Genomic DNA, 16,708 nt, shown 5'->3' on the forward strand with positions numbered 1-16,708 from the left:
CCACCCGATCCGCCCGGCGTGGAACCGTCCGCTACCGTGACACCGCCTGCTCATGTACCGACCGCCGGAGGACCCGTGCCCCTGCTCTACACCATCGGCAAGCTCGCCGTGGCGCCCACGATCCGGTTGGCCTTCCGTCCGACCGTGGAGGGGTTGGAGCACATCCCGGCGACCGGTGGGGCGATCTTCGCGGGCAACCACCTCTCCGTCGCCGACGAGCTGCTGCTCGGCACGGTGGTCCCGCGGCACCTGGCGTTCTGGGCCAAGTCGGAGTACTTCACGGGCACCGGCGTGAAGGGCGCGTTCTCCAAGTTCGTGCTCACCGGGCTGGGCGCCATCCCGGTCGAGCGGGCCGGCGGGCGGGCGGCGCTCTCCGCGTTCGACGCCGCCATTCCGGTGCTCAAGGCCGGCGACCTGGTCGCCGTCTACCCGGAGGGGACCCGCTCCCCGGACGGGCGGCTATACCGGGGGCGGACCGGGGCGGCCCGGCTGGCGGTAGCGGCCGGCGTGCCGATCATCCCGGTCGGCGTGACCGGCACCGACAAGGCGCAGCCCATCGGGACGCGCGTGCCCCGGCCCGGGAAGGCCGAGATCAGCATCCGGTTCGGCAAGCCGCTGGACGTCACCGGCCGGTCCGACGACCGCACCACGCTGCGCGAGATCACCGACGAGCTGATGGCCGAGATCCAGAGGCTCACCGGCCAGGAGTACGTCCCGCGCTACGCCCCCAAGCGCGCCGAACCCACCACCGACCCGACGGCCTGACGCCCGGTCGGGCGGCGGGGACCGGTCACGGCGGGTCGCTGCCGCGCTCCTTCTCCTGGGCGACCACGGCGTCCAGATCGGTGAGGCGTTCCATCTGCTTCATGGTGCGGGCCATCCGGGCGTTGGCCGGGATCCGGCTGCGGTTGGCGGCCAGAAAGGCCCAGTAGCCGGCCGTGAACGGGCAGGCGTTCTCGCCGAGGCGCTTCCTCGGGTCGTACCGGCAGCCGCCGCAGTAGTCGCTCATCCGGTTGATGTACGCGCCCCCGGAGACGTACGGCTTGGTGGTCATCCGGCCCAGGTCGGCGTACTGGCTCATGCCGACCACGTTGCCGGTCATCACCCACTCGTAGCCGTCCACGAAGCGGGTCCGGAACCACTCCACCAGCTCGGCCGGGCGCCAACCCCGTTGCAGGGCGTAGTTGCCGAGCACCATGAGCCGGGGGATGTGGTGCACCCAGGCCCGGTCCCGGACGCCGGCGAACACGTCGTTGAGGCAGTGCGCGTCGACCGCGTCCGCGTCCAGCTCCTGCCACCAGCCCGGCAGCGACCGCCGCGCGCCCAGCTCGTTGCTGTTCCGCCAGGACGGCTCGAAGTACCAGTAGGTGTGCCAGATGTAGTCGCGCCAGCCCATCACCTGCCGGATGAAGCCCTCGACGCTGGCCAGCGGCGCGCCCTGCTTCCGGTACGCCTGCTCCGCGCCCCGGACCGCCTCCAGCGGATCCAGCAGACCCAGGTTGAACGCGGCCGACAGCATGCTGTGCGCCAGCCACGGGTCGGTGGCGAGCATGGCGTCCTCGTACGGGCCGAACGCGGCCAGCCGGTGCCGGAGGAAGTGCCGCAGCCGGGCCTTGGCCTCCGTGGCGGTGGCGGGGAAGCCGCGCGGGCCGTCCCGGCCGGCGAACCGGATGCCCTGCCGCTCCCAGCGGTCCAGGTCGGCCCGGACCTCCGCGTCGATGTCGTCCTCCTTCGGCATCGGTGCGGCCGGCACGTCGAGCTTGCCGTCCTTCGGCGGCGCCTCGCGGTTCTCGGTGTCGTAGCTCCACCGACCGCCCACCGGGTCGCGGCCGTCGAGGAGCACCCCGTGGTGCTCCCGGGCGAACCGGTAGAAGGCCTCCATCCGCAAGGTGCCCCGGCGGCCGTCGGCCCAGTCGGCGAAGTCCTCCAGGCTGGTCACGTACCCGCAGGCCGGCAGCACGGTGACCCGGTCCAGGTCGCGGACGAACGCCAGGGCGGCGCGCGAGGTCGGGTGGCAGACCTCCAGCGGTTCGCGGACCTTCCGCAGTGCCTGCCCGTACGTCTCGGTGCGCAGGAAGATCGCCTGGTCGCCCAGCTCGGCGGCGCGGTGGCGGAGCGCGGAGAGGATCAGGTGCGCCTTCTGCCGGTGGTAGACGCGGCGGCGGAAGACCGCCTTCGACTCGATCAGCAGGACCGGTTGCTTCCGGTCGTCGAGGAAGTGCGGCCCCAGCTGATCGGCGAATAGCCAACGCCGCGACATGTCCCGATTCTCCCCTGAAACGCCCAAAGTTCGAGGGAGGGACACAAGACCTTTACGTGTCCGAGACCTTACTCAGGGTGGCCGGTCAGGACTGCTTCGGGGTCACCACCTCGGTGCGCAACCGGTCGAGCAGGCGGGCGCTGTCGTCGACCGAGAGCCGGGTGAAGACGCCGGTGGTCAGGCTGCCGTGGTCGACCGAGGTGCAGACCACCACGGCGTCGCCGTCCGCCCGGCCCACCGCGCAGCGCTCGTAGCGGCCCCGGACGTTGGTCTCCATCGGCACGGCGTCGCCCAGCGCGTACTGCTCCTTCAGGCGGGCGAGCTCGGCGTCGGCGTCCGACTCCGGGGTCAGCCGGAACCCGGTGCCGCCGAAGAGCGTCACCCGCTTGCCGTCGCTCGTGTCGTAGACCCCGGCGAAGGTGTCCTCGGCGAGCAGGTGCGCCTGGCGTACCTCGGTCTTCAGTTTCTCGGCAGTGGCCTGGCTGCCCTCGTCGTCCCGCAGCCGCAGGCCGGCGACCCGGTCGGGCAGCGCCGCGCTGGCCGGGTACTGGCTGGAGACCGGCGCCGCCCACCAGAGTGGGACGCCGCAGCAGCAGGCGACGGTGAGCAGCAGCACCCAGGGCCAGCGGCGCCGGCGGCGGACCGGGACGGCCACGTACCCCTTGGGCGGCTGCCACCCGGGCGGCGCGGTGACCGGCGGGGCGGGCCGGCCGCGACGCTGCTTCGGCGGGACCGGCGGCGACACCGGCCTCGCGGGGACCGGCGGGGCCGGCGGGGCGGGCCGGGCGACCGGCGCTGGTGGCGGGAACGGCCGGGCGGCGACGGGGGGCGCGGGGGCCGGCGACGGGCTCACCGGCGGCGCCGGGTAGGGCGTGTGCTGCGGCGTCGGGTAGGGGAGCGTCGGCGGCAGCGCCGGCAGCTCGACCGAGTGCAGGTCCCAGCCCGTGGTGTCGACACCCTCCCAGGGGTCCACCGGCACCTGGTGCTCGGGCGAGTCGAGCGGCGGGAAAGGGGTCGGCTCCGCGGACTCGCCCCAGGCCCGCTTGCGCGGCGGCGGGGGTGGGACGGGGGCCGAGCCGCTCCACCGGGGCGCTTCGGCGCGGGTCTCCACCCGCGTCGGGTCGGGGTGGCCGGCGACCCGGGTCGGGTCGGGCGGGCCGGGCACCGGCGTGGCCTCGGTCGACGAATCCCGCGCCGCGGCCGTCGGCCGGCCCGGCACGGCGGCCGAGCCGGTGGGACGCGCCGGTACGGCGGTGGCCCCGGTCGGGCGTACCGGGAAGGAGCCGCGTGCCGGGGTGACCGGGGTCGCGCCCGCCGCCCCCTCTCCGGTCGGCGCGTCGGTGGGGGCCTCGGCCTGGGGTGCGGCGTCGCCGGCGGTCGCGGCCGGCGCGGCCTCGTCGCTCCTGCCCACCGCGTCGTCGGCGGCGGGGTCGGTCACGGTTGGCGCGTCGGTGAGACCGTCGCCCACGGACGACGGGTCGGCCGCGGGGGCGGCGTCATCAGCAGCAGAGACGTCGGCCCCGGGGGAAGTCTCCGTCGGGCCGGCGACGGTGTCGTCCGGGGCGTCCGCGCGCGGCTCCCGGGGCGACGGCGGTACGGGGGATCGGGTCGGCTCGGCGGTGCCCGGATCCTGGTCCGTGACCGGGATGTCCCCGTCGGCCGGCCGGTCCGCCCCCGGCTGCGGCTGCGGCATCGCGGCTATCTCCTCTCGCGCCCGTTGCGAGGTTAGTACCGGCGTGCCACCTCCGACGAATCACGGTCGGCGCGGACTTCTTGATCATCCCGGCGGGGCGTGCGGTGGCGGCGAGCTGCTGCGGTGCGGCGTGGTGACCGGCGGAGCACCGCGTACCCTTGGGCATCATGAGTGCCCCGTCCACGACGCCGCGCCCGGTCGCGGCCAATTCCGTGTGGCCCCGGCTGGAGCCGCTGCTGCCCCAGGTGACCAAGCCCATCCAGTACGTCGGTGGTGAGCTGGGTGCGGTGGTCAAGGACTGGGACGCGGCGACCGTCCGGTGGGCGCTGATGTACCCGGACGCGTACGAGGTGGGCCTGCCCAACCAGGGCGTGCAGATCCTTTACGAGGTGCTCAACGAGCTGCCGGACGTCCTCGCCGAGCGGACGTACGCGGTCTGGTCGGACCTGGAGAAGCTGATGCGCGCCCACAGCGTGCCGCAGTTCACCGTCGACGCGCACCGCTCGGTGCGCGACTTCGACGTGTTCGGCGTCTCGTTCTCCACCGAGCTGGGCTACACCAACCTGCTCACCGCGATCGACCTGGCGGGCATCCCGCTGCTCGCCGCCGACCGCACCGACGCCGACCCGGTGATCGTGGCCGGCGGGCACGCCGCGTTCAACCCGGAGCCGATCGCCGACTTCATCGACGCCGCCGTGCTCGGCGACGGCGAGGAGGCGGTGCTGGAGATCACCGCGATCGTCCGGGAGTGGAAGGCCGAGGGCTGCCCCGGCGGGCGCGACGAGCTGCTGCTGCGGCTGGCCCGCACCGAGAGCGTCTACGTGCCGCGCTTCTACGACGTGGACTACCTGCCCGACGGCCGGATCCAGCGGGTCGTGCCGAACCGCCCGGACGTGCCGTTCCGGGTGCACAAGCGCACGACCATGGACCTGGACGCCTGGCCGTACCCGAAGAAGCCCCTCGTGCCGCTCGCCGAGACGGTCCACGAGCGGTACGCGGTGGAGATCTTCCGCGGCTGCACCCGCGGCTGTCGGTTCTGCCAGGCCGGCATGATCACCCGCCCGGTCCGGGAGCGTTCGATCACCACCGTCGGCCAGATGGTCCAGCAGGGGCTGGAGTTCTCCGGCTTCCACGAGGTCGGCCTGCTGTCGCTGTCGTCGGCCGACCACTCCGAGATCGGCGACATGTGCTCCGGCCTGGCCCAGCAGTACGAGGGCACCAACGTCTCGCTCTCGCTGCCCTCGACCCGGGTCGACGCGTTCAACATCGACCTGGCTCAGGAGCTGTCCCGCAACGGCCGGCGGACCGGCCTGACCTTCGCCCCCGAGGGCGGGTCGGAGCGGATCCGCAAGGTGATCAACAAGATGGTGTCGAAGGAAGACCTGATCCGCACCGTGGTCACCGCGTACACCAACGGCTGGCGGCAGGTGAAGCTCTACTTCATGTGCGGCCTGCCCACCGAGACCGACGAGGACGTCCTCGAGATCGCCGACATGGCGCACGAGGTCATCCGGGCCGGCCGGGCCGCGACCGGTTCCAAGGACATCCGCTGCACAGTCTCCATCGGCGGGTTCGTGCCGAAGCCGCACACCCCCTTCCAGTGGGCCTCGATGGCGCGGCCGGAGGTCATCGACGGCCGGCTCAAGCTGCTCAAGCAGGCGATCAACGCGGACCGTTCGCTGGGCCGGGCGATCGGCTTCCGCTACCACGACGGTGAGCCGTCGCTGATCGAGGGCCTGCTCTCCCGGGGCGACCGGCGGGTCGGCGCGGTCATCCGCAAGGTCTGGGAGAACGGCGGCCGGTTCGACGGCTGGAGCGAGCACTTCTCCTACCAGCGCTGGGTGGACGCCGCCGCCGAGGTGTTGCCGGCCTTCGGCGTGGACCTCGACTGGTACACCACCCGGGAGCGCGAGGAGTTGGAGGTCCTGCCCTGGGACCACCTCGACTCCGGCCTGGACAAGGACTGGCTCTGGCAGGACTGGCAGGACTCCCTCTCGGAGTACGAGCAGGACGACTGCCGGTGGACGCCGTGCTTCGACTGCGGCGTGTGCCCGTCGATGGACACCGAGATCCAGATCGGCCCGACCGGCCGGAAGCTGCTGCCGCTGACCCCGGTCAACGGCCTGAAGCTGCCGACCGGCGCCCAGCAGTAGCGACGCCGCCGACCGGCCCGGAGCGCGGGAACCCGTGGGGTTCCCGCGCTCCGTCGTATCCGCGAGCGGTTGTCCCGTCGGCGTTCCGTGACGTGGGGTGGGGGTGCCTCGACTGGCCGTCACTCGATACGCTGCGTCCGTATTGGACCGACCGCGGTCGGCAGCGGGGAGGGCAGCAGCATGGGTGACATCAGGCCGCCGGACACCGGCGATCTGCACGTCAGCGTCGAGGACCTGGACGCCGCGGCGGAGTACGTGGAGCGCCTGAAGCAGTACGTCGACGACACCATCAGCTACGAGATGGAACGCGTCAAGGAGCGGATGAAGGGCGACAGCAACAATGCGCAGGCCGTCCCGAACGGCACCCCCTTCGGCGCGTACGAGGACGCGCGCATGCAGTGGCAGGCGCTGACCAGGTCGACGGCCAACATGGAGGCGCACCTCAAGGCGCTCTCCGGCAAGCTCGCGGCGCTGAAGAAGGGCACCGAGGACATCGCCAAGGCGTTCCGCGACACCGAGGCGCGCAACGCCGCCAACGGCAAGCAGATCGAGCGGATGCTGGAGTCCGCCGCGCCGCCGCCGACCGCGGGCGGCCAGCCGCCCACCTACCCGTACACGGCCTGAGGGGGAGACGACCATGGCAGGAGGGACCTGGGAGCGGTGCGTCCGCGAGGTGACGCTGTCCGCGGACCCGGAGACCGTGGGTTCGGTCGGGGTCGGGTGGAGCAACCTCGGCACCGGCCTCGGGCACCTGCGGGACGCGCTGATCGGGCGGTCGTTCGTCGGCCCGATCGCGCCCGGCACGGAGCGCCCGCACACCGGCGGCCTCACCGACATGCTCGCCGGCTGGAAGGGCAGCGGCGGCGACGCGTACCGGGAGCACCTGGGTGACATCGGCAAGGAGATCGAGGAGCTGGTCACCCACGCGACCAACGTCAGCGGGGCGTTGTCCCGGATCGAGGGGGACATCCGCAAGTCGGTCGCCAGCATCCCGATCCCGCTGATGGACGACTTCGGCTGGAACGAGTGGAGCCTGCCCAACGGCACCGAGCTGGACGACGCTCGGGACGGCGAGAGTTCCTCGGGCTTCCTCGCCGCGCTGCGCAAGGACTACCAGAGCAACCCGGCGTCGTACGCCGACGGCGCGTTCCGCGACAAGGCCGACGATCTCGAAGCGACCATGAAGATCGACGGCAACGCCGACGACAACAAGCGGGGCGGCTGGTGGGACACCAAGTCCCACCTGGACAACTGGTACCGGGACAACCAGACGGCGGCCAACACCGCCATGTCGCCGCTGCCCACCGCGGTGGAGACCGAGCGGCCCAAGCTGGTCGTGCCGGGGCCGGACGGCGGCAGCACCGACGACGGCTACCGGCCGGACGACCGGACCCCGCCCTCCGGCTACCCCGGTGGCGGGGGTGGCGGCGGCGGCGGCGGCGGGATGCCCGACCTCGGCAGCACGGGGATCAGCGGTGGCGGCACCCCGTACAGCGGTGGCCACTCGTCCATCGCGCCGCCCTCCACCGGCGGCAACTTCGGCAGCGGCAGCCCCGGCGGCGGGTCCCACCTGCCGTCCACGGGTGCCGGGCTGCCGGGCAGCGGCACGCCCGACTACGGCACCGGCCTGGCCGGCGCCGGCACGCCGACCATCGGCAGCGGTTACGGCGGCCCCGGCCTGGGCGGCTCCCCGGGCCTCGGCGGTGGTGGCCTCAGCGGCGGCATCGGCGGTGGCGTCGGCTCGGCCGGCGGCATCGGTGGCGGTGTCGGCGCGGCCGGCGGCCTCGGCATGGGCGGCATCCCCGGCATGGTCGGCGGGGGCAACGGCAAGGTGCCCCCGATGACCAGCGCGGCCAGCGCGCTGCGCAACGCGGCCGGCGCTGGCGCGGGCGCGAACGGCCTGCGCGGCGGCGGGATGATGGGCGGCGGCATGATGGGCGGTCACGGTGGCGCCGGGCACGGCGGGGCCGGCACCGAGCACTCGTCGTGGTTGACTGAGGACGACGATCCGTGGGGCACCGGTGACGCCGCGTCCCCGGGCATCCTGCGATGAGGACGGACGGATGAGGTTGAACGTCGGCGCGCTCCGGCCGGTCTCGGCTGCCCTGGTGGCCGGTCTCATGGTGTTGGGGGCCGCCCAACCGGCGGCCGCCGCACCCCGGCGGGCCGAGCAGTGGTATCTGGACGAACTCCGGATCGCCCAGGTGCACAAGCTCTCCACCGGGCGGGGCGTGATCGTCGGGGTGGTGGACAGCGGCGTGGACGCCACCCATCCCGACCTTCGCGGTCGGGTGCTGGCCGGTGGTCGCAGCTACGGCGCCTCCGGCGACGGGCGGGCGGACGAGGAGGGGCATGGCACCCACATGTCCGGCATCATCGCGGCCACCAACGCCAGCAGCGACGGCGTGGACGGTATCGCCCCGGCCGCGCAGATCCTGCCCATCAAGATCAAAAAGGGTCGAGGGACGAACACCGACGACGCGTCGGCCCTCGGCATCCGGATGGCCGTCGACGGCGGCGCCAAGGTGATCAACCTGTCCTACGGGGCGATGGGTGCGGCCAGCGCCGGAGAGGAAGCGGCCGTCCGGTACGCCCTCGAGCACGACGTGGTCGTGGTGGCCGCCGCCGGCAACACCGGCCGGGGAGACGTCGGCATCATCAACCCCGCCAACGTTCCCGGCGTGATCGCGGTGACCGGGACGACCCGGGGCGGCGCGTTCTGGTCCGGCTCCACCCAGGGGTCGGAGGCGGTGGTCGCCGCGCCGGGCGACGGCATCTACAACGTCGGCCCCGACCACGGCTACGGCTGGGGTGACGGCACCTCCGACTCCAGCGCGATCGTCTCGGGCATCGCGGCGCTGATCCGGTCGAAGTACCCCGACCTCGACGCGCCGAACGTGATCAACCGGATCATCCGGACGGCCCGGGACGCCGGCGCGCCGGGCCGGGACCCGCAGTTCGGCTTCGGCCGGATCGACCCGGTCGCCGCGCTGACCGCGAACGTGTCGAAGGTCTCCGCGAACCCGCTCCTCGACGCGAAGGGGGCCAGCCCGGCCCCGGCGCAGGCGGGCGAGGACGACAACTTCGACGTGACCCAGTACGGCGACCGGGGCGGCCCCACCGACCAGCAGGTGATGATCATCGGCATCGGCATCGCCGTGGTGCTGGTGATCCTGCTGGCGCTGGCGTTCTTCCTGATCTGGAACCGCCGCCGTTACCGCCGGGAGGCGGCCCGGGCGGCCGACGTCCCGGACGAGGTGCTCGACCGGATGGCCGTCGAGGGGCACCCGCCGGTCCCGGCCGGGTACGGCCCGCCGGGCGCGCCTTCCCCGCAGGGCGGCTACGGCCAGCCGGGCGGTCATGTCCCGCCGCCGGGTCACGCCCCCGGCCAGGGGTACGGCCCGCCGGGCGGTTACGCCCCGCCCTCCGGCTACGCCCCGCCGCCGGGTGGGCCGCCCGCGCCACCGCCGGGTGGGAACCGGCCCTGATCGTCGTGGCCGGCCGGGTGACCTGTGCGTCACCGGCCGGCCACCGGCGTTCCCGGCCTGGGCGCGAACGACCCCGCCGACCGGTTTCGACCGGCTTGTCTTGCCGCTGCGGCGGCCCCGGCTGCGTGCCGCCCGGGACGCTGCGCCAGGATGGGGCGGACACGCAGGTAGCACCCGAGGAGCTCACGATCGCCAGAAAGCCTCAACCCGAGGGCGGCCAGGCACCGGTCGTCCAGCGGGTCCGGATCCGGTACGCCAAGCGTGGACCGCTGCGGTTCACCTCGCACCGGGACTTCGCCCGGGCCTTCGAGCGCGCGCTGCGCCGGGCCGGCGTGCCGATCGCCTTTTCCCAGGGCTTCACCCCGCACCCCAAGATCTCGTACGCCTCGGCCGCGCCGACCGGCGTCGCCAGCGAGGCGGAATACCTGGAGATCGGCCTGCGCGAGCCGGTCGACCCGGAGCAGCTGCGGCAGGCCCTGGACGGCGCCCTCTCGCCCGGGCTCGACGTGCTCGACGCGGTGGCGGCCACCGGCGGCAGCCTCGCCGACCGGATCGAGGCGTCCCGGTGGCGGATCGAGCTGCCCGAGGTCGACCCGGCGCTGGTCGAGCAGGCGGTGGCCGCGTTCCGCGCCGCCGAGGAGATCCAGGTCGAGCGGATGACCAAGCAGGGCCGCCGGACGTTCGACGCCCGGGCGGCTGTCATGGCCATCGATGTGCTGCCGGAGTCGGAGACGCCTTCCGGGGTGGTGGCCGTACCGTGTGCGATACTCGAAGTGGTCGTGCGGCAGGTCACCCCGTCCGTACGGCCCGATGACGTCCTTTCCGGCCTCCGCGTGGTGGCCGCCCTGGAGCCGCCGGTCGCCCCGCGGGTGATCCGGCTGGCACAGGGCACGCTGACCGCGCAGGGCGAGATCGTCGATCCGTTGGATGCGGATCGCGACGGGGCAGCCATCGGAGAGCGCTGACCGACGGTCAGCGCTCTGGCAGGCAGACTTCGGCGGTCGCGCGCCTGCGCGCCCGGCGGAAACACCTTTTGCGGCGACCCTGCGTGGCAGCGCTCACCCGCGCCCGGGGCAGCCAGAACTGGAGAACGTCCATGCTCGAGAACGAGCCCGAGGGCGGCGAACGGACCGGCGCAGAACCGGCCGAGGCAACCGCCGCCAGCAGCACCGAGAGCACTCCCGAGGCCAAGAAGCCGGTCCGCAAGCGGACCAGCCGGCGCAAGACGGCCCCGCTCAACCAGCCGGAGCAGACCGAGGCGCCGGCCGAGGCGTCCACCGGCGCCGGCACCGCCAGCGGCGAGTCGCCCCAGGCCGAGGTGTTCGCCCCGGTCGCCGGTGAGCTGGAGGCCGCTCCGAAGACCACCCGGCGGCGCCGCAAGGCGACCCCCGCGAAGGCGGTCGAGGAGCCGGTGGCCGCCACCGGCGCGGAGGCGACCACCGAGGAGGTCGTCCCGCCGGTCAAGGTGACCCGGGCCCGTCGGCGCAAGGCCACCCCGCCGCCCGCCGAGACGCCGCTGGAGGAGTCCGCGACCGAGGCGCCGGCCGAGGCCGCCGCCGTCGAGCCGCACGCGGTGGCCGAGCCGCAGGCGGACGTCGAGGGCGCCGAGCCCCCGACCGCCCCGGCCGAGGAGCCCGCGCCGTCCGCCGGCGAGGACGCCGAGGGCGAGGACGCCGAGGAGGAGCCGACGCCCGCCGAGTCGGGCGCGCGGGTGAACGAGCAGCTGCCGCTCGACGAGGCCACCCTGGCCCGGGCCGGTGGCCTGGAGGACCGGACCGGCGAGATCGCGCCGGGGGCTGCCGTGCCGGCGGCCGCCGAGGAGCCGGCCCCGACCCGCCGCCGCCGGGCCGCGGTCTCCGCGCCGACTGTCCTGTTCATGGCGCCGCAGCCCGAGGAGATGCCGAGCGTCCGGGTCACCTACCCGGTCGCCGAGGAGGCCGCCGAGGAGCCGGTGGAGACCGGCCGGCGCCGCCGGCGGGCCCGCCGCGAGGCGGAGCCCGTCGAGGCCGAGGTCGAGGTCGAGGTCGACGAGGAGCCGGCCGTCGAGGCCGAGGAGATCGCCGAGGCGGAGGAGGACGAGGACGAGGCCGCCGGCCGTCGCCGCCGTCGCCGCGGCCGCCGGGGCCGGGGCCGCGGCAAGGGCGGCGCGGAGGAGGCCGAGGACGAGGAGGCCGAGGAGGCTGTCCGGGCCGAGGCCGCCGAGGCCGCCGAGGTCGAGGAGGAGGAGGCCGCCGAGGAGGAGGAGGCCGAGGGCGACGGGATGACCCGCCGCCGTCGTCGTCGCCGTCGCCGCGGCGCCGGCGACGTGGAGGCCGCCGCCGAGGACGGGGTGCCCACGGTCGTCAAGATCCGGGAGCCGCGCAAGGCCGTCGACGAGGTGCAGGGCGTCTCCGGTTCGACCCGGCTGGAGGCCAAGCGGCAGCGCCGCCGGGACGGTCGCGAGCAGCGGCGTACCCGGCCGCCGATCCTGAGCGAGTCGGAGTTCCTGGCCCGCCGGGAGGCGGTCGACCGGGTGATGGCCGTCCGCCAGCGCGGCGACCGGACCCAGATCGCCGTCCTCGAGGACGGCGTGCTGGTGGAGCACTACGTCACCCGCAACTCGTCCGGCACCATGGCCGGCAACGTCTACCTGGGCAAGGTGCAGAACGTCCTGCCCAGCATGGAGGCGGCGTTCGTCGACATCGGGCGCGGGCGCAACGCCGTGCTCTACGCCGGCGAGGTCAACTGGGACACCACCGGGCTGGAGGGCCGGGCCCGCTCGATCGAGCAGGCGCTCAAGTCCGGCGACTCGGTGCTGGTGCAGGTCACCAAGGACCCGATCGGGCACAAGGGCGCCCGGCTCACCAGCCACATCGCCCTCTCCGGCCGGCACCTGGTGTACGTGCCGCACGGCAACGCCTCGGGCATCAGCCGCAAGCTGCCGGACACCGAGCGCAAGCGGCTGCGGGACATCCTCAAGAAGCTGGTGCCGGACGGCGCTGGGGTGATCGTGCGGACCGCCGCCGAGGGCGCCAGCGAGGACGAGCTGGCCCGCGACGTCAAGCGGCTCCAGGCGCAGTGGGAGGACATCCAGGCCAAGGCGGCCGAGGGCGGCGCGCCGGTGCTCCTCTACGAGGAGCCGGACCTGGTCATCCGGGTGGTCCGGGACCTGTTCAACGAGGACTTCCGCGAGCTGGTCATCGAGGGCGCGCAGTCGTACGACATGGTCGAGTCGTACCTGTCGCACGTCTCGCCCGACCTGGTCGCCCGGCTGCGCCGGCACGCCGGCACCAGCGACGTGTTCGCCGAGTACCGGATCGACGAGCAGATCCTCAAGGGGCTGGACCGCAAGGTCTTCCTGCCCTCGGGCGGGTCGCTGGTGATCGACCGCACCGAGGCGATGACCGTCATCGACGTCAACACCGGCAAGTACACCGGCTCCGGCGGCAACCTGGAGGAGACGGTCACCCGGAACAACCTGGAGGCGGCCGAGGAGATCGTCCGCCAGCTCCGGCTGCGCGACCTCGGCGGCATCGTGGTGATCGACTTCATCGACATGGTGCTGGAGTCGAACCGGGAGCTGGTGCTGCGCCGGCTCACCGAGTGCCTCGGCCGGGACCGCACCAAGCACCAGGTCACCGAGATCACCTCGCTGGGCCTGGTGCAGATGACCCGCAAGCGGATCGGCGCGGGCCTGCTGGAGGCGTTCAGCGAGACCTGCGAGTGCTGCAAGGGTCGCGGCGTGATCATCCACACCGAGCCGGTGCCGGAGAAGCCGCGGGCCGGCGGCGGCGCGGGGGAGAAGGTCAAGGCGGTCGCCTCGGCCGTCACCACCCCGGCCACCGAGGAGAAGGGCCGGCGCCGGGGCCGCAAGGCCGCCCCGGAGAAGCCCGCCGCGGAGGCCGCGCCGGAGCAGCCGGCCGCCGAGGCCGCCCCGGAGCGGACCGTCGCCGAGGTCGTGGCGGCCCCGGAGGACTACTACGACACCCAGGGCTACGACCTCTCCCGGTACGAGACCGAGACGCCGGCCGCCCCGGCGGTCGCCGACAGCCAGGAGGGCGACTCGGCCCGGCTGGCCGCCGCGGACGACCCGGACGCGCTCGGCGACGGGGAGACCGAGGAGGAGGGCGCCGAGACCGGCCCTGGCCGGCGGCGCTCCCGACGCGGTGGCGCGCGGCGGCGTACCCGCCCGTGAGGCGCTGACCAGCACGGCGTTTGACAGGGCCCCTTCCTCGGCAACAGAGTCCGCAGGGAGGGGCCCTTGCCGTACCCGTCGACCCCCCGGTCGGGGCGGCGGGGCCCGGACGGGAGGAGACATGCGTCGGGTGTTCGCGCTCACCGCGCTGACCGGGGTCCTGCTGGCCGGTACGGGCTGCGCCGGGCGGGACGGCGACGACCCCTTCGCGGTGGGCTTCGCCTCACCGGCCCCAACGGCCACGACGGCCACCCCCGCCCCGACCGCGAGCGGCGACGTGGGAGTCTGCGCCCGCGCCAAGCAGGCCGGCTCCGCGGCCGTGCAGACGTACGTCCAGAAGCTGGCCGAGATGCTGCGCGCGAACGCGGTCCGGGACCGGAGGACGGAGGAGGCCGCCCGGCGGGACGCGGAGGCCGCCCTCGCGGGCTGGCGGGACGCTCTGCGGGAGCAGTCGGCGCGGGCCACCGACCCCCGGTTGCGTACCCTGTTGGCGGACCTGGCCACCGAGGTGGGCGGGCTCGGCACGGACGTGCGGGCGATCGACGAGACGGAGTTCGACCGGCTCCAGGGGCGCCTCGACGAGCTCTGCCCGGGCTGACCGGCGGCCCGGTTTGGGTAGCGGGCCCGGTATGGCGTACGCTGGCCTGCGGCGCACTTTGGTGTGCCGAGTTCCCGCGCGCCCGCGCCGCCGGTGTCACGGCTCCCGGCGAGACGCCGTGGGAACGACCGACCGGTAACGGTGGGAAAAGACGCTAGCAGCCTCAACGACAGGGAGTCCGCCTCCGATGTACGCGATCGTCAAGACCGGCGGCAAGCAGTACAAGGTCGCCGAGGGCGACGTGATCGAGGTCGAGAAGCTCACCGGTGCCCCCGGTGACGCGGTGAAGCTCACCGCGGTGCTCCTCGTCGACGGTGACGACCTGGTGACCGACGCGGCGAAGCTTGCCAAGGTTTCGGTGTCCGGCGAGATCGCCGCGCACACCAAGGGCCCGAAGATCCGGATCCACAAGTTCAAGAACAAGACCGGCTACCACAAGCGCCAGGGTCACCGCCAGCCGCTGACCCAGGTCAAGGTGACCGGCATCTCCAGCGGGAAGTAGGTCGTCCTCCAATGGCTCACAAAAAGGGTGCGTCCAGCTCGCGTAACGGTCGCGATTCCGCGGCCCAGCGGCTCGGCGTGAAGCGCTTCGGTGGTCAGGTTGTCAACGCGGGCGAGATCATCATCCGCCAGCGGGGCACCAAGTTCCACCCCGGTGACCTGGTCGGCCGCGGCGGCGACGACACGCTCTTCGCGCTGGCCGCCGGTGCGGTCCAGTTCGGCACCAAGCGCGGTCGCAAGACCGTCAGCATCGTGCCGCAGCAGTAGTTCTCCGGCGTAAGCGGGCCGCGGACCTCGTGTCCCGGCCCGCTTCGCTTTTCACGTGCGGGGCGGACCCCGCTGGAAGGATTGACAGCGTGACGACGTTCGTTGACCGGGTCGTCCTGCACCTGCAGGCCGGCGACGGCGGGCACGGCTGTGTCTCGATCCACCGGGAGAAGTTCAAGCCGTTCGGCGGACCGGACGGCGGCAACGGCGGGCACGGCGGCAGCGTGTCGCTGGTCGTCGACCCGCAGGTCACCACGCTGCTCGACTTCCACTACCGGCCGCACCAGAAGGCCGAGAACGGCAAGGGCGGCGCCGGCTCGAACCGGGACGGCGCCAACGGTCACGACCTGGTGATCAAGGTGCCGAACGGCACCGTGGTGCAGACCCCCGACGGCGAGGTGCTGGCCGACCTGGTCGGCGTGGGCACCACCTTCGAGGCGGCCCGGGGCGGTCGCGGCGGGCGCGGCAACGCCTCGCTCGCCAACGCGCGGCGCAAGGCGCCCGGTTTCGCCGAGCTCGGTGAGCCCGGTGACCGGCTGGACGTCGTGCTGGAGCTGAAGAGCGTCGCCGACGTCGGCCTGGTCGGCTTCCCGTCCGCCGGCAAGTCCTCGCTGATCTCGGTCATCTCGGCCGCCAAGCCGAAGATCGCCGACTACCCGTTCACCACCCTGGTGCCGAACCTGGGCGTGGTGCGGGTGGACAACCACACCTTCACGGTCGCCGACGTGCCGGGTCTGATCCCGGGCGCGGCCACCGGCAAGGGCCTGGGCCTGGAGTTCCTCCGCCACGTCGAGCGCTGCGCCGTGCTGGTGCACGTGGTCGACACCGCGACGCTGGAGCCGGGCCGGGACCCCCTCGCGGACATCGACACCATCGAGGCCGAGCTGGCCGAGTACGGCGGGCTCGCCGACCGGCCCCGCCTCGTCGCGCTCAACAAGATCGACGTGCCGGACGGGCGGGACCTCGCCGAGATCGTCCGGCCCGACCTGGAGGCGCGCGGTTTCCGGGTCTTCGAGGTCTCCTCGGCCACCCGCGAGGGGCTCAAGGAGCTGACCTACGCGATGGCGGAGGTGGTCGAGCAGGCGCGCAGCGCGGCGCCGCCGGCCGAGCCGACCCGGATCGTGATCCGCCCGAAGGCGGTCGACGACGCCGGCTTCACCATCGAGGCGGAGGCCGACGGCTCGTACACCGTGCGGGGCAACCGGCCCGAGCGCTGGGTCAAGCAGACCAACTTCGACAACGACGAGGCGGTGGGCTACCTGGCCGACCGGCTGGCCCGGCTGGGCGTCGAGGAGAAGCTGGCCAAGGCCGGCGCGCAGGCCGGCGACCTGGTCCGGATCGGCGACCGCGAGTTCGACTGGCAGCCCACCCTCTACGCGGGCGTGGACTTCACCCCGAGCATCCGGGGTGCGGACATCCGGCTGGAGGAGAAGTCGACCCGCGCCTCGGCCGCCGATCGGCTGGCCGCCCGCAAGGCGCGCCGGCGCCGGCCGGAGGACGAGCTGGAGGCCGCCCCCGCGGCGGACGCGGACGACGACGAGGACTGGGACTAGTCGGCTCCGGGTCGCACGCCG

Annotated in this window: 13 protein-coding genes; 11 read left to right on the forward strand and 2 right to left on the reverse strand. The window is 73.8% G+C overall.

All coding sequences use genetic code 11. From position 1 onward, the window contains the following. Positions 1-75 precede the first annotated feature (75 nt). A complete protein-coding gene (locus ACZ6S5_RS13515; protein ID WP_466000337.1) occupies positions 76-765 on the forward strand; it encodes a lysophospholipid acyltransferase family protein in 690 nt (229 codons plus the stop codon). Between the two features lie 25 nt (positions 766-790). On the opposite strand, the gene ACZ6S5_RS13520 is transcribed toward ACZ6S5_RS13515, so the two are convergent. Both ACZ6S5_RS13520 and ACZ6S5_RS13525 read right to left on the reverse strand, forming a co-directional pair. After that, positions 791-2,260, reverse strand: a complete 1,470-nt coding sequence (locus ACZ6S5_RS13520; protein WP_466000339.1) for a cryptochrome/photolyase family protein — start codon at positions 2,258-2,260, stop codon at positions 791-793. A gap of 85 nt (positions 2,261-2,345) precedes the next feature. Then, complete coding sequence (locus ACZ6S5_RS13525) at positions 2,346-3,953, reverse strand: hypothetical protein (protein ID WP_466000341.1); 1,608 nt, start codon at positions 3,951-3,953, stop codon at positions 2,346-2,348. 167 nt (positions 3,954-4,120) lie between these two features. On the opposite strand from ACZ6S5_RS13525, the gene ACZ6S5_RS13530 reads away from it, so the two are divergent. The 10 genes from ACZ6S5_RS13530 (at position 4,121) to obgE (ending at position 16,687) form a co-directional block, all read left to right on the forward strand. After that, complete coding sequence (locus tag ACZ6S5_RS13530) at positions 4,121-6,106, forward strand: TIGR03960 family B12-binding radical SAM protein (protein ID WP_466000343.1); 1,986 nt, start codon at positions 4,121-4,123, stop codon at positions 6,104-6,106. Positions 6,107-6,286: 180 nt separating this feature from the next. After that, positions 6,287-6,730 carry a hypothetical protein gene (locus ACZ6S5_RS13535; RefSeq protein WP_466000345.1) on the forward strand — a complete coding sequence of 148 codons (444 nt, stop codon included), beginning with the start codon at positions 6,287-6,289 and terminating at the stop codon, positions 6,728-6,730. A 13-nt stretch (positions 6,731-6,743) separates the two neighbouring features. After that, a complete protein-coding gene (locus tag ACZ6S5_RS13540; protein ID WP_466000346.1) occupies positions 6,744-8,159 on the forward strand; it encodes a hypothetical protein in 1,416 nt (471 codons plus the stop codon). A 10-nt stretch (positions 8,160-8,169) separates the two neighbouring features. Continuing rightward, positions 8,170-9,594 carry a type VII secretion-associated serine protease mycosin gene (gene mycP / locus ACZ6S5_RS13545; protein WP_466000348.1) on the forward strand — a complete coding sequence of 475 codons (1,425 nt, stop codon included), beginning with the start codon at positions 8,170-8,172 and terminating at the stop codon, positions 9,592-9,594. A 245-nt stretch (positions 9,595-9,839) separates the two neighbouring features. Next, entirely contained in the window at positions 9,840-10,559 is a 720-nt protein-coding gene (locus ACZ6S5_RS13550) for a TIGR03936 family radical SAM-associated protein (RefSeq protein WP_466000530.1), read from the forward strand. 131 nt (positions 10,560-10,690) lie between these two features. Next, positions 10,691-13,768: an Rne/Rng family ribonuclease gene (locus tag ACZ6S5_RS13555; RefSeq protein ID WP_466000350.1), complete on the forward strand. Its 3,078-nt coding sequence runs from the start codon at positions 10,691-10,693 to the stop codon at positions 13,766-13,768. 121 nt (positions 13,769-13,889) lie between these two features. Then, positions 13,890-14,366, forward strand: a complete 477-nt coding sequence (locus tag ACZ6S5_RS13560) for a hypothetical protein (RefSeq protein WP_466000351.1) — start codon at positions 13,890-13,892, stop codon at positions 14,364-14,366. A 187-nt stretch (positions 14,367-14,553) separates the two neighbouring features. After that, entirely contained in the window at positions 14,554-14,868 is a 315-nt protein-coding gene (rplU, locus tag ACZ6S5_RS13565; protein WP_123240492.1) for a 50S ribosomal protein L21, read from the forward strand. Between the two features lie 11 nt (positions 14,869-14,879). Continuing rightward, the gene (gene rpmA / locus ACZ6S5_RS13570) at positions 14,880-15,134 is read left to right on the forward strand and encodes a 50S ribosomal protein L27 (protein ID WP_073838295.1); all 255 of its coding nucleotides are present in this window, start codon (positions 14,880-14,882) and stop codon (positions 15,132-15,134) included. A gap of 89 nt (positions 15,135-15,223) precedes the next feature. Next, entirely contained in the window at positions 15,224-16,687 is a 1,464-nt protein-coding gene (obgE, locus tag ACZ6S5_RS13575) for a GTPase ObgE (protein ID WP_466000353.1), read from the forward strand. The last annotated feature ends 21 nt before the right edge of the window (positions 16,688-16,708 follow it).

The sequence above is a fragment of the Micromonospora sp. NPDC051924 genome (assembly GCF_055586005.1).